Here is a 13,021-nt window from a genome sequence, read left to right as displayed (position 1 = left end):
CTGCTTTCTTATTTTTGTAATGCACTTCCCGCGGCGTATGTTCAGGTAAGGCCTTTCCCTCGTATGATTTTTTGTATCAGGCAGTAGCCACGGTTCCTGACCGCTCGAAACAGGCGTTCGCCGTTATTGGCATTTTTAAACTTTTCCTGTAATCGGCTAAGGCACATCTCGAGACCGCGGTAATGTTCGGGCTCTCTGCCGATGCTCCGGATAAGATCATCTTTACTGACGACGCGATCATCATGGTTGAGCATTTTTTTGACCAACGCGGCCTCCAGGCCAGTCAAGACAATCTCGATGTCATCTTTGATCAGTGCGCCATTGCCGTTGCTCAGTCGCCAGGCTTCTGTATGGGGATTGAGTGGCTTGGTCGCTCTGTACATGGCGTCCGAGGTTTCATCAGTACGAGAGTTGCTGTTATTAAGCTGTGTGTCGGGCTGGGCTGTTCGCCACACGGATTCGAATGATGAAAGCATACGCTGTGTATCACGTCTTATAACAGGCGGGACAATACTGTCCAGGTGAGGGGAAAAATACTCCATGAGTTTAGGGGCTGGCGAGGGCGGGACAACACCTTCGACAAACATTTTTGCTTGTGAGGTTCCAAATGAATTGTATTTCTCGTTAGACAGCAACTCTTCAAGCTCAAGTTGTAATGCCGAGCTGTGAGTAACGACGACAAAATATTTTCTGGGGAGGGTTGTGCTGCTTTCCATGTCTTCTCTCCTGAAGTGCACTTTCGGTATTAATTCAAAAGGGTATCGGCAGGGGAGTAATGGCTCCCTTGGAAGTAATCAAAGGGCAACGCGCGTGCCAGTATATGGCTGGAAGCCTGTTCGACCCTGTCGGCTATAAAGGCGACTTTGGTGGTGTGAGTCAGCATGGTCATGCGTTCATGGAGTCGATTGAATAACTCAGGGTTGCCAGTCTGTTTAAGGTTCAAGTCTAGGGGTGAAAGGGGGATTTTTATATAGTCGAATAAATTCAGGGTGGTAAAGATTTCGATACTTTCGTCGTGAATGTCATAGCCGCCGAAAGCGATCTCTATCCCATGATCTTTCAGCAGATAGATGTTGTTGAGGATTTTCTTTTTGTCGGTGAAAGTCACCGCCGAAAGAGGCAGCTCATTGAGAGCGACAGCCAGTGTCTGGCCAAAATTGCTCAGCGCATCGTTGCACTGGATCAACTCTTCGGTGAGTGCAGAATTGGCGAGATCTGATTGCCCTACGCAAACGAACCGTCGGCTGAGGTATTTATTTTCGCTGGAGACATTGCGATCTTTTAGCGAAAAGGCAATCAGCCGGGTGTGCATCAGTACTTCACTGTAGATGCCACTCATCTGCTGCATCGGTTGCGCACAGGAGGCACGAGCGGATGGAACTTGACTGTCGTCAAAGTGTATTTTTATCTCGCTGCCAAATGGGCAGTCATCGCGAGTGAGGATTAATTGTCGAGACAAATAATGACTCGCACGATAGAACTGAGACACGCTCCCCGTTGCGTTCATACTGCAATAACTCCCTTGCATACTAATCATCAGGCGGTCGAGATCAGACCCCTGATTAAACGATATCCATGACCACGAATACTATGAATGGCATTCGTGCCAAACAGGCCTTTTATCTTTCCGCGAAGGCGGCTGATGGACTTTTCCAAGGCCCTTGGATCGTAAAAATTAATATTAAGCCCCATGATTCTGGCGATTTCATCGTGGCTCAATATCTGGCTTTTTGTGCCGGAAAATGCTTCTAGAATCTTCATTTCCGGAAACGATAGATCCAGTCTTTTATAGTCTCCAATCAGGCAAATACGAGTGGGGTCCAGGAGTAAATTGTGCTGCTTCTGCCATTCCGCACTATTAAAAAACTCGGAAAGCACGTCCGAGTTTTGGTCAGTCAAAGTACCAAACTTAATACAATAGTCGGCCCCGGCAAGATAATATTTCATCTTGTTGTAGGTGCCTCTACCGGTGATAGCTACAAAAATGATGAGTGCATGGTTGTCAGCACGCATATTTTCAACGAGGGCAAGGCTTTCAACAAACGCCTGAGGGCTGTCAATGACAATGAAGACGGCACGGTAAGAATGAGCGTCTTTGTTTTTTCTGAAAGAGTTATTGTAGCAAATTGTGTCAACTGGTATATCATTTGGGGCGTGGTTTGTTACTAAGGTCTTAAAGCCCTCCACTAACGTTTGGGTCCGCCCAATGGTGAGAATACCGGTCACCTCCTTCGCGTGACGGTGGCTGTTAATCGTTATTTTCCCTGTAAGCATCATGCTTTGACTCGGCTGGGTGCTGACATTTGGATGTTAAAGCACTGATTCTCGTCTGTGACTGACAATTGGTAACATTTCATGGGGTTTTTTCGCTAGCATCACAATTTTTTAACATTGTTGGTAAATTTGTTAGAAATCATTGCGCTCTTGTGTGATTGATGGTGGCTGGCAAAAGAGTGTCATTGTGCCATCCTCCTGCTTGTTGTCCCGCCTTTCCAGCGCAATACGCTGTGCGCTTGGTTACCCAATCGCTGCGTGACTTTATGAGTTGGGTGTTATGAATGATCAGCACTTTGTTACTTGGCAGATTGTTCTGATATTTTCTTTGGTGCTTAACTAGAGGCCATTGATCTCTGTATAACATCAGGGTTGTTAGTAGTAGTGGTGGACAATAATTAACATGGGGTTCTAATGCTTGGCTGAATGCGTTTTACTCTCTCTTTAACGATGCATTAAAAGCACGTCGGTGGATGTGTTTTTGTCGATAGGGAGGATTGATGGATTTTTGGACTGCTGTAACGGTGTTGATTTTAGGCCTGGTCGAAGGCCTGACAGAGTTTTTGCCTATATCAAGTACAGGGCATCAGATTATCGTCGCGGACTTGCTCGACTTCGGCGGTGAACGAGCAATGGCGTTCAATATCATCATTCAACTGGGTGCGATCCTGGCGGTTGTCTGGGAGTTTCGTCGCAAGATCCTCGAGATCATCACCGGCTTGCCAACTCAACGTAATGCACAGCGTTTTACCTTGAATGTGTTGATCGGTTTTATGCCGGCCGTTGTCTTGGGCGTATTGTTCGCCGACAAGATCCATGAGTATCTGTTTAATCCGATTACCGTGGCAGTGGCATTGGTAGTGGGCGGCTTCATCATGTTGTGGGCAGAGCGGCGTGAACATGTGGTGTATGTCGACCATGTTGACGACATGCGCTGGACCGACGCCCTGAAGGTCGGATTCGCACAGTGCCTGGCAATGATTCCGGGCACCTCACGCTCTGGATCGACCATTATCGGTGGGCTGCTGTTTGGTCTGTCGCGAAAGGCCGCCACCGAGTTTTCATTCTTCCTGGCCATGCCGACCATGGTCGGTGCCGCCGTCTACTCAGGCTTCAAGTATCGCGACCTGTTCCAGGCCGATGACCTTCCAGTGTTTGCCTTGGGTTTTGTGACCGCGTTCTTTTTCGCCATGATCGCTGTGCGCGGCTTGCTCAAGTTCATCGCCAGCCACAGTTACGCCGTATTCGCCTGGTACCGGATCGCATTCGGTTTGTTGATACTGGCAACCTGGGCATTTGGCTGGGTTAACTGGACTGAGGCGGCAGCGCTCTGATATATGCACCAGGCTGCGGTAAATACAGCCTGGTTTCTCGCAAGCCGTTAACGCCCCTCAAGTAACTCCGCGGCCTGATCCAGCAAGGCCAACGGCTCTTTGGCCTTGTGAATATCCACCGACAACAACTGCCGGAACTTGCGCGCACCCGGAAACCCGGTGCCCAGCCCTAGCACATGCCGGGTGATATGGTGCATCGAGCCACCCGTATCGATGTGCGCGGCAATATAAGGCCGTAATTGCGCCAGGGCCTCGGCACGGCTGATCACTGGCGCCATACTGCCGAACAGTTGCTGGTCTACCTCAGCCATTACATAAGGATTGTGATACGCCTCGCGGCCCAACATCACGCCGTCGAACGTCTGCAAATGTTTGTGACAGGCCTCCAGCGTCTTGATCCCGCCGTTGAGAATAATCTCCAACTCCGGAAAATCCGTCTTCAGCCGCGCCGCCACGTCATAACGCAGGGGCGGAACGTCGCGGTTCTCTTTCGGCGACAACCCCTCCAAAATCGCAATCCGCGCATGCACCGTAAAACTCGTGCAGCCGGCATCCCGAACCGTGCCCACGAACTCACACAGCTCCTCGTAACTGTCCCGCCCATTGATCCCGATGCGGTGCTTCACCGTCACCGGAATCGACACCGCATCGCGCATCGCCTTCACACAATCTGCCACCAACTGCGGATGCCCCATCAGGCACGCGCCGATCATGTTGTTCTGCACCCGATCACTCGGGCAGCCCACGTTGAGATTCACCTCGTCGTAACCGTGTTCCTGGGCCATGCGGGCACAGGCGGCGAGGTCCAGCGGGACACTGCCACCGAGTTGCAGGGCGAGCGGGTGTTCGGCTTCGTTGTGACGGAGGAAACGCTCGTGATCGCCGTTGAGCAGCGCGCCGGTCGTGACCATTTCGGTGTAGAGGAGGGCGTTTTTCGACAATAGGCGTAGGAAAAAACGGCAGTGTCTATCAGTCCAATCCATCATCGGGGCGACGGAGAAGCGGCGGGAGAGCGGGGCGGGTGCGGCAGTGATTGGGGGCATTGGGGGTCTGGAATCGGTGGGGCGAAAGAGCGGAGTTTATCAGGAATGGGCTGGTTGAGTTGAGGCGAGTCCTGCGAGATAAAGCTCTGGCGACGCATTAATCAGGTCCGCCCCTATTCTCGTACACACTCGTCGAGCGCCCAACTCAAAAAAACCAACTCCGATCATCTTCCAACGCCTGGCGACAAAGCTTCAACTGCGAGTTATAACTCTGTGATTGTTGTTCTACTTTGCGCGCTACCTGCATGAGCCAAGGCTTGCTCAGATAGGTGCCATTACGATAGCCACCACGGCCCTCGTGGTACGCCAGATACTGGTTGTAAGCGTCCCATTTGGAGATCCCGAGTTGGCGCTGGGTGCCGGTTGTGTACCAGCCGATGAACATGATCGCGTCATCAAAGTTGTCTCGCGAGCCGCCATTGCCGGTGCCGTTTTTGTACTCACCCCACACGGGGTCTTGCGCTTGCGCATAGCCGTATGCGGAACTGACTCGACCCCATGGGATGACCCACAGCAGGTAGTCGCGAGGTGGCAATGCATCGGAAATAAAACTGCTTTCCTGCTTCATGATGGCCATCGCCACATGTTGAGGCGTGCCCCACTTTTCCTGCATCTTTAGCGAGTCTTCATACCAGCCAGGGTATTCACGATAAATATTGCAGAGGTTGTTCTGGTCTTTGGGTGGTGGCGTTGCGCATCCCGTCAAGGTCAGCAGCATCAATACGGGTAGCCATGTTCGCCATTGCTTCATTCATCGTGTCTCAGAAAAGAGTAAGGGCGAGGTCAGCCCATCTTCGTTGCTTGTGGCTCTCATGGAGCACAGCAGCGCCAGCAACGTCTGATGTCATTTGGCTGGATGGGGTCACCCGTTAGGCGATTGGCTTTGTAACGTTCTGCGACCATTCAACCGACCCAAAACTGCGATTCCTGAACCAACGCTGTCGCCCCGCAAAGTTTCATAATCCCCACAGAAATTGCAGCTTAGGATGACAACTCAACCTCGTATCACCGCGCCCTCCAGCCCACAGGGAACTGAAAAATGATCTCGAATCTCTTCAAAGTCGTGCTAATCGGTGGTGCAGTGCTGTTGAGCGCCTGCTCGGGTGCAAGTACCCATAGCGAATATTCGGAAGCCACGCTGCCGTCTGCTGGTTTTGGCCCGGGGCCTACGAACAGCCCCAACAAGATGAATTTCCATGGCAGTGCGCTTGGTAACAGCTTCGGCGAGTACAGTTCGGGGTTGTTGCACGACGATTAATTATCGGCGGAAGTGTTTCCGCCGTTTTGCGATTTGCCTGAGATGGCGTGTGGTAACTGGCGGGTTATTTAGTCTCGGGCGTTGCTATCCACTGGCTTAGTACCTTCTGGTAACTGCCCGTCACCTTGGCCAGGTGCAACCACTGATCGACATACAATTTCCAGGTGATGTCGTCGCGCGGTAGCAGGTAAGCCTTTTCCCCGTACTGCATAAACTTGCTCGGGTTCACCGCGCACAAACCGGGTTTAAGTTTCTGCTGGTACAGCGCTTCCGACGCATCGGTGATCATAACGTCAGCCTTCTTATCCAGCAGTTCCTGGAAGATGGTCACGTTGTCGTGAAGGCTTAGTTGCGCCTTGGGCAGGAAGGCATGGACAAACGCTTCGTTGGTGCCACCGGCCGGTTCAACCAGGCGCACTGAAGGCTGGTTGATTTGCTCGACGGTTTGGTACAGCGCCTGATCGTCGCAGCGCACTAGCGGGATCTTGCCGTCGACGTCCAGCGTGGTGCTGAAGAAGGCTTTTTTCTGCCGTTCCAGGGTCACCGAGATACCGCCCATGCCGATGTCGCACTTACCCGCCAGCATGTCCGGCATCAGGGTTTTCCAGGTGGTCGGCACCCATTCAACTTTGGCGCCCAGGCTGTCTGCCAGTGAACGGGCCATGGCGATGTCGATGCCTGAGTATTCGCCGTCCTCGGCTTTGGAGGTATAGGGTTTGTAGTCACCTGTGGTGCACACGCGAAGTTGGCCTTGCTGGATGACGCTGTCCAGATGCGAAGGTTCTGCCTGAACGCCAAACGATAGAGCGATCAAACCACCGAGCATCATTGTGCTTTTTATGTTCTTCATTGTTCTCGGACTTTTTTGACGGATTCTCATCAGCCCTGCATTAATGCAGAGCCGTCCCCGAACGAATCATAAACACTAAATACCATCCAAGGCGACGCACGCCGCTGTCCCCGGTCCGTCAACATAGAGTTGACGGCGAGACAAGTGAGGGGGCTTTCAGAAGACAGAGGAGGGGGCGCGAGGTGTTTACTTGCGGATGGTGGATTTGGACGCCGACGCGACCGTGCCGCTGCCGCAATTGATATACGAAGAGGTCTTCAACCAGCGCTGATCCGGATAGTAGGAAAACAATAGCTGCCCATCTTTCATCGAATCAATCAGCCGATGCGCAATCGCCGGCCTGACTGCCGGGCAACCGAGGCTTCGGCCAATTCTGCCATTCACACGGGCCAGCATCGGGCTGACATAGGGCGCGCCGTGAATCACGATTGCCCGGTCAAAGGCGTTGTCGTTGAAACCGGGCTCCAGGCCTTCCATGCGCAACGAGTAACCGTTTTGCCCGACATAACTTGCCTGTGTACGGTACAAACCGAGACTGGTGGCGAAGCTTTCGTTTTGATTGGAAAAGTTGACGGCCATGTTTTCGCCGCTGTTTCGACCGTGGGCCACCAGTTCATGGAACAGCAACTTGCGTTTTTTAAGGTCGAACACCCACAACCGTTGTTCGGTCGAGGGCAGGGAATAGTCGATGATCGCAAGCCTTTGGACAGGGGCTGCGCCTTGAGCGATGCTGCATTGTGAAGCGCGCACGGCCAGGTTAATGACTTTTGCGTCGGCACCGGGCGCTGCTTTGACGAGGGCGGCAGCCAGCGAATCGGCGTAGGCTAACGGTACGGACATTGCAGTCAGTAGCAGGGCCGCCAGTGGAAGGCCAATACGTAGTCGCGCCATATAGATGTCTCATCATGTTAAGTTCGAGTCTAGCAGTGCGTGGGAAGCTAGCGAGTGAATGCGGGAGATTAAGGATTATTCATGGTGCAATTAACAAGGTTATTCGTCATAAGCCGCCTATTTTTTATGGGCTTTCTGATCAGCGGTGCAGCAGTAGCCGAAACGTCGCCGATTGAGCCGGTAACTGCGTCGATCAACGTGATGGATGCCGCAGCGGACGACAACGTCGCACAAACGATTCAGGCTTCGCTTGCGCCATTGAAAACCGCATTTCCGCCCTTGCTCACTTCAAAGCGTTATCGGCGAGTGGATGTCAGCCGTCTGGTCATGGATTTTTATACCCATCGCGCCTACCGCGCGGCGTGGACCAACGACAGCGACGTCGCACAGTTGATCACAAGTTTGAACAACCTCCAGGCCGACGGTTTGAACCCGGCGGATTTCCATATTGATGAAATTGTCCGCACTCAGCCCTCGCTACAGGCGTTGAACGCCACGACTGAGCAGCGGGCAGCGTTTGATATTGCCACCACCCACACTTTTATTACCGCGTTGCTGCAATTACGGCGCGGCAAGGTCGACCCTTCGCGGCTCGACAATCACTGGAATTTTGACTCCAGTGGCGTCGATCCCCGTGACGACATCAACGCCTTCTTCGCTGCGCTCGACAATCACGACGTGGCAAGCGCTTTTGCCCAGGCACCGCCGCAAGAGGCCGTGTACGTCAGTTTGCGTCAGGCGTTGGCACAACTGCGCGGTATTCGGGACAGGGGCGGCTGGCCGAAAGTGGCGGTGGACCATTCGCTCAAACCCGGCATGGACGAACCCGCTGTTGCACAGTTGCGTGCGAGGATGGTCGCGGCAGGTTTTCTCGATCCGAAATTGATCCGCGGTACGAAGTACGATGGCGCCGTCACCGCGGCGGTGAAAAAGTATCAGAGCGAGCAATACCTTGGCGCCGATGGCATGGCGGGGGCGACTACGCTGGCGGCGCTGAATGTGCCCGTTGAGGCGCGCATCGACCAGGTGCGGGTGAACATGGAGCGGGCGCGTTGGCTGCTTTATAAACTGCAGGGTACGTTCGTTATTGTCGATATTGCCGGCTATAAAGTGGCGATGTACCGCGATGGCCAACCGATCTGGCGATCCCGGGTGCAGGTGGGTAAAACGGCTCGCAATACCCCGATTTTCCAGGCGCAGATTACCTACATCACGTTTAACCCGACCTGGACGGTGCCGCCGACGATCCTCAAGGAAGACGTGCTGCCAAAAATCCAGGCCAATCCAGGCTACCTGGCCTCCAACCGAATCCGCGTACTGGATCGAGAAGGCAATGTGCTCGACCCGTCGACCGTTGACTGGAGCAATGCACGCGGGCTCACCTTGCGTCAGGACGCCGGGCCTGAGAGCTCGCTGGGCCAGGTGGTGATCCGCTTCCCCAACGACTATGCGATCTACCTCCACGACACACCGCACCGCGACTTGTTTGCCAAAACTGTCCGCGCGACCAGTTCGGGCTGCATTCGGGTAGAGAACCCGTTGCAACTGGTGGAACTGCTGTTCAACGACCCAGTGAAATGGAACAGCGCCGGCATTCAAAAACAATTGGCCAACGGTAAGACCGAGAACATCCGGCTTCCGGTGAAAGTGCCGGTGTTGTTGGCGTACTGGACGGTGGACCTGGAGAATGACGGACGAGTGGCGTTCAAGCCTGATGTGTATGGCTACGACGCGCCGGTGTTGCAGGCGCTGAACCGGCCTGCGCCAATGCCGGCGCTGGATCTGCGTGCGGCGACGGGTTCGGTGGTGGCGTCGGGAACGGGTTTGCAATAAGAAGGGGCACGTTTGGCTTGGACCCCTTATGTCGCGCGGGTCTAGAGTTCCAGTCCGTCTTGGACGGCCGTCAGCAAGATGTGCTCTGTTATCGCCACCGCATCGGCTTGCTCGCCGGACTGCTCAATCGTCTGCAACCACCAATGCGTCTCGCCGTGCTCGTCCACCGTGCGCAGCAGCGCGAGTTCTTTACCCTTGGAATGAACCTCGACGCGCCCCTCGCCATCCGCGGTGAAGCGTGCAACCGGGTCGAAAGTCAGGGTGTGGCGATTGCCTTCAATCAGCAGTTGGTCGATCGCATAGTCGAACGTTTCCCCGTCCGGACTGCTCTCGAACACATGAGTGGGATTACGCCGCAGGACCAACCCCACCTCGGTCAACGGATGCAGCCAAACCTCGATCTGGCGATACAGTTCGTAAACCTGGCCAGGCCAGCTGTCGATCGCCTGGCTGACGCGGGTAGACCCGGAGTGTTTCAACTTCGCGGCGAGCTCGTCTGCCTTACTCATTTCGATTCCTTGTCATGATGTAAGTGTAAGCGTAGCGCCTCCAACGTCATCCGGGTCTTGCCTTGGGTCATGCTTGTAATGCAAGCGTGACAAGCCAACGCGCCTCGGCGATGCCGAGAGCGCTCGCGCACATTTGGAGAGTGCAATGCGGCGTCTGCCCAAAGCACAATTGCCCCTCACCACCGCGTAGACTAAGCTCACAAAAAATAAGGGTTTTGGGCCTTCGCCCACGCCTTACCCTTACAGGACGAGCTTTTGCCTATCCCCATTCATGATCCGCATCACGCCCCCGGCGGCGCGTTGAAACGGTTACCGCTGCTGACAGCATCGGTGCTGTTTATCGCGACGGTGTGCCTGTGCCTCTGTGGTTTGTTGTACCTGCAACTGGAGCAGTCGCGCCGCCACGATCTGGATGAGGCGCAAGTGGCGTCGTCGAACCTGAGCCGGGCCATGGCGCAGCAGGCTGAAGACACCTTCATGAAAGCCGACCTGGTGCTGACCAGTCTGGTGGACTGGATTCAAGCCGACGGTTATGGCGCTGCTCAACTGCCGCGCTTGCAGAAAACCTTTGCCCGCAGGGTGCTGGCGCTGGACCAGTTGCACGGGATTTTCCTGTTCGACAAACAGGGGCAATGGGTGGTGACGTCGTTCGAGGACCTGCCGCGGGGGGCGGGGGTGGCCGATCGTGATTACTTCAAGTTTCATCAGCAGAACGTGTCGTCGGTTGCGCACATCGGGCCCGCCATCCGCAGTCGACAGAATGGCGAGTGGATCATTCCAGTGTCCAAGCGCATCAACGACAAGAACGGCAAGTTTCAGGGCGTATTGCTGGCCGGCATCAAGATGGAGTACTTCGATCAATTCTTCAAAAGCTTCAGCATCGATGACAAGGGCTCGATGTTTTTGGCCCTGAGCGATGGAACACTGTTGGCGCGACGGCCGTATATGGAGTCGCTGATCAACACGTCATTGGCCAAGGGCGATATCTTCCAGACGCTGCTGCCGAATGCACCGGCCGGCAACGCGATGATCGGTTCGGTTGTGGACGGCATCGTCCGTCTGTACGGCTACCGTCAACTGGAAGGTTATCCACTGGTGGTTTCCGCAGCGTCTTCGCGGGACGCGGTGCTGAAGGGCTGGTACGACACGGCGTTTCAATCCAGCGTCATCGTGGCGCTGGTCATCCTGGGGGTGGGATTATTCGGCTGGGTGTTCATTCATCAGGTGCGCGACGGTGAGCGGATCGAGGCTGATTTACGCAAGGCGCAAGAGGCGCTGGAGCTGATTGCCACTCACGATAGCCTGACCGGTCTGGCGAACCGTCGATTGTTCGAGCGGGCGCTGGACATCGAGTTCGCGCGCGGGGCCCGGCAGTTGAGTTCGTTGAGCCTGGTCATGCTCGACATCGATTTCTTCAAACGCTACAACGACACCTACGGCCATGTCGCCGGCGACCATTGCCTGGCCGAGGTGGCGCGAGCGCTGAAGAGTTGCTGTCATCGCAAGGCCGATCTGGCGGTGCGCTATGGCGGTGAAGAGTTCGCCGTGTTGCTGCCCAACACCGACATTCATGGCGCAATGGCGATTGCCGAGCAAATCCGCCGCAGCGTCATGGACAAGAACATCACCCACAGTGGCTCGCCCACGGGGTATGTGACGGTCAGTCTGGGCTGTTACGCGTTTATACCGACGGGGCGCGACAGCATTGAAGTGTTCATCGAACGCGCCGATGCCGCGTTGTATCAGGCCAAGCATTCGGGGCGTAACCGGTCCTGCGTGTTGTCGATGGAAGGGGGCGTGGAGGCGCTGTTGCGCTCGGATCGTTGAATCGCCCGCCTTGTTGTTTCAGTCTTGCAACACCCTCGAGAACCGGCCGTCCGCCTGTCAGTTCTTGCTGAATCGATCGTCTAGAGTTCCGGTAGCCCTGCCGAGCCCGGCAGCGCTCCCCATCGCACGGACGATCGCCTAAATGTTGATCAGTCAAGCATTGACAGCCGTTGCTCTAACCCTTGCTGCTGCCGTTTTCCCACTGGCCAGTCAGGCTCAACCGAACGTCACGCCCGAAGAAGCGCACGCGATTGGCGTCGACGCCTACCTGTATTTTTATCCGCTGTTGACCATGGACATCACCCGCAAGCAGTTCACCAATATCGAACCCGGCAAGGAGTTTGGTAAAGGCCCGATGAACATGTTTGTGAGTGTGCCGCAGTACCCGCCCGCGAATTTCAAAGGGGTCGTGCGCGCGAACTTCGACACGTTGTATTCCATCGCCTGGCTCGACTTGACCAAAGAGCCATTGGTGGTTTCCGCGCCGGACACGGCGGGGCGTTTTTATCTGTTGCCGATGCTCGACATGTGGAGCGATGTATTTGCCTCGCCCGGTTGGCGCACGACCGGCACACAAGCCAGTCAGTTTCTGGTCACCCCGCCGGGCTGGACCGGAATGGTCCCGGCCGGATTGAGCCATTTGCCGGCGCCGACGCCTTTCGTCTGGATCATCGGTCGTACCAAAACTGACGGCGAAGCTGACTACGCAGCGGTGCACAGCATTCAGGCGGGCTACACGGTGAGGCCGTTGTCGCAGCTGGGTAAAAAAGCTGAGCCGGTCACGGTGAAAATCGACCCGTCGGTGGACATGAAAACGCCACCGAAGATTCAGGTCGATACGATGTCGGCAGCCAATTACTTCTCCTACGCGGCCGAGTTGCTCAAAGTGCATCCGCCACATCTTACTGACCAGCCGATCCTGGCGCGGATGCAAAGCATCGGTATTGAAGTGGGCAAATCGTTCAACGTTGAGGCGCTGGACCCGGCCGTGAAAGCCGCGCTGCAGACCGTGCCTGATGAAGCGCAAACGCTGATGAAGTGGAAAGTGGCAACACTGGCTCGCGTGGTCAACGCTGGTCGATGAACACCGACACCATGGGCGTTTATGGCAACTACTACCTTAATCGCGCGATCGTGACCCAGGTCGGGTTGGGGGCAAACTTGCGGCCCGAAACCCGAGCGTGGAACGGCAAGTGGAACCC

The 13,021-nt window shown here is 55.1% G+C and carries 12 protein-coding genes and 1 pseudogene; 5 read left to right on the top strand and 8 right to left on the bottom strand.

Annotation, left to right across the window (positions count from 1 at the left end; genetic code table 11):
* Window positions 1-41: 41 nt before the first annotated feature.
* Genes EAH78_RS07725 through EAH78_RS07715 form a run of 3 tightly spaced genes read right to left on the bottom strand, consistent with a single transcriptional unit; the run spans window position 42 to window position 2,277 of the window.
* Window positions 42-716, bottom strand: coding sequence for a winged helix-turn-helix domain-containing protein (locus EAH78_RS07725; protein ID WP_140667053.1), 675 nt, complete (start codon window positions 714-716; stop codon window positions 42-44).
* 29 nt (window positions 717-745) lie between these two features.
* Entirely contained in the window at window positions 746-1,507 is a 762-nt protein-coding gene (locus EAH78_RS07720; RefSeq protein WP_140667052.1) for an EAL domain-containing protein, read from the bottom strand.
* Between the two features lie 29 nt (window positions 1,508-1,536).
* A complete protein-coding gene (locus EAH78_RS07715; RefSeq protein ID WP_140667051.1) occupies window positions 1,537-2,277 on the bottom strand; it encodes a winged helix-turn-helix domain-containing protein in 741 nt (246 codons plus the stop codon).
* A 497-nt stretch (window positions 2,278-2,774) separates the two neighbouring features.
* Between EAH78_RS07715 and EAH78_RS07710 the strand changes: the two genes are divergently transcribed.
* The gene (locus EAH78_RS07710) at window positions 2,775-3,608 is read left to right on the top strand and encodes an undecaprenyl-diphosphate phosphatase (RefSeq protein WP_140667050.1); all 834 of its coding nucleotides are present in this window, start codon (window positions 2,775-2,777) and stop codon (window positions 3,606-3,608) included.
* A 47-nt stretch (window positions 3,609-3,655) separates the two neighbouring features.
* Here the strand turns inward: EAH78_RS07710 and dusA are convergent, their stop codons facing one another.
* A complete protein-coding gene (dusA, locus tag EAH78_RS07705; protein WP_140667049.1) occupies window positions 3,656-4,651 on the bottom strand; it encodes a tRNA dihydrouridine(20/20a) synthase DusA in 996 nt (331 codons plus the stop codon).
* A 145-nt stretch (window positions 4,652-4,796) separates the two neighbouring features.
* Window positions 4,797-5,402 carry a hypothetical protein gene (locus tag EAH78_RS07700; protein WP_140667048.1) on the bottom strand — a complete coding sequence of 202 codons (606 nt, stop codon included), beginning with the start codon at window positions 5,400-5,402 and terminating at the stop codon, window positions 4,797-4,799.
* A 288-nt stretch (window positions 5,403-5,690) separates the two neighbouring features.
* Between EAH78_RS07700 and EAH78_RS07695 the strand changes: the two genes are divergently transcribed.
* A complete protein-coding gene (locus EAH78_RS07695; protein ID WP_140667047.1) occupies window positions 5,691-5,909 on the top strand; it encodes a hypothetical protein in 219 nt (72 codons plus the stop codon).
* Between the two features lie 64 nt (window positions 5,910-5,973).
* On the opposite strand, the gene EAH78_RS07690 is transcribed toward EAH78_RS07695, so the two are convergent.
* The gene (locus tag EAH78_RS07690) at window positions 5,974-6,759 is read right to left on the bottom strand and encodes a transporter substrate-binding domain-containing protein (protein WP_140667046.1); all 786 of its coding nucleotides are present in this window, start codon (window positions 6,757-6,759) and stop codon (window positions 5,974-5,976) included.
* A gap of 186 nt (window positions 6,760-6,945) precedes the next feature.
* On the bottom strand, window positions 6,946-7,650 hold the full coding sequence (locus EAH78_RS07685) for a murein L,D-transpeptidase catalytic domain family protein (protein ID WP_140667045.1): 705 nt from the start codon (window positions 7,648-7,650) through the stop codon (window positions 6,946-6,948).
* A gap of 81 nt (window positions 7,651-7,731) precedes the next feature.
* Here EAH78_RS07685 and EAH78_RS07680 point away from each other — a divergent pair, with 81 nt between their 5' ends.
* Window positions 7,732-9,483 carry a L,D-transpeptidase family protein gene (locus tag EAH78_RS07680; protein WP_140667044.1) on the top strand — a complete coding sequence of 584 codons (1,752 nt, stop codon included), beginning with the start codon at window positions 7,732-7,734 and terminating at the stop codon, window positions 9,481-9,483.
* Window positions 9,484-9,524: 41 nt separating this feature from the next.
* Here the strand turns inward: EAH78_RS07680 and EAH78_RS07675 are convergent, their stop codons facing one another.
* Complete coding sequence (locus tag EAH78_RS07675; RefSeq protein ID WP_140667043.1) at window positions 9,525-9,992, bottom strand: hypothetical protein; 468 nt, start codon at window positions 9,990-9,992, stop codon at window positions 9,525-9,527.
* Window positions 9,993-10,247: 255 nt separating this feature from the next.
* Here EAH78_RS07675 and EAH78_RS07670 point away from each other — a divergent pair, with 255 nt between their 5' ends.
* Together EAH78_RS07670 and EAH78_RS07665 are read left to right on the top strand one after the other, a co-directional pair.
* Window positions 10,248-11,819 (top strand): sensor domain-containing diguanylate cyclase, encoded by a 1,572-nt coding sequence (locus EAH78_RS07670; protein WP_140667042.1) that lies wholly within the window; start codon window positions 10,248-10,250, stop codon window positions 11,817-11,819.
* A gap of 142 nt (window positions 11,820-11,961) precedes the next feature.
* Window positions 11,962-12,983 (top strand): annotated as a pseudogene (locus tag EAH78_RS07665) (DUF1254 domain-containing protein); the annotation flags it as partial.
* Window positions 12,984-13,021 lie beyond the last annotated feature (38 nt).

It is taken from the genome of Pseudomonas arsenicoxydans (assembly GCF_006438915.1).
Classification (GTDB): domain Bacteria; phylum Pseudomonadota; class Gammaproteobacteria; order Pseudomonadales; family Pseudomonadaceae; genus Aquipseudomonas; species Aquipseudomonas arsenicoxydans_A.
This window is presented reverse-complemented; position numbering and strand designations above follow the sequence as displayed.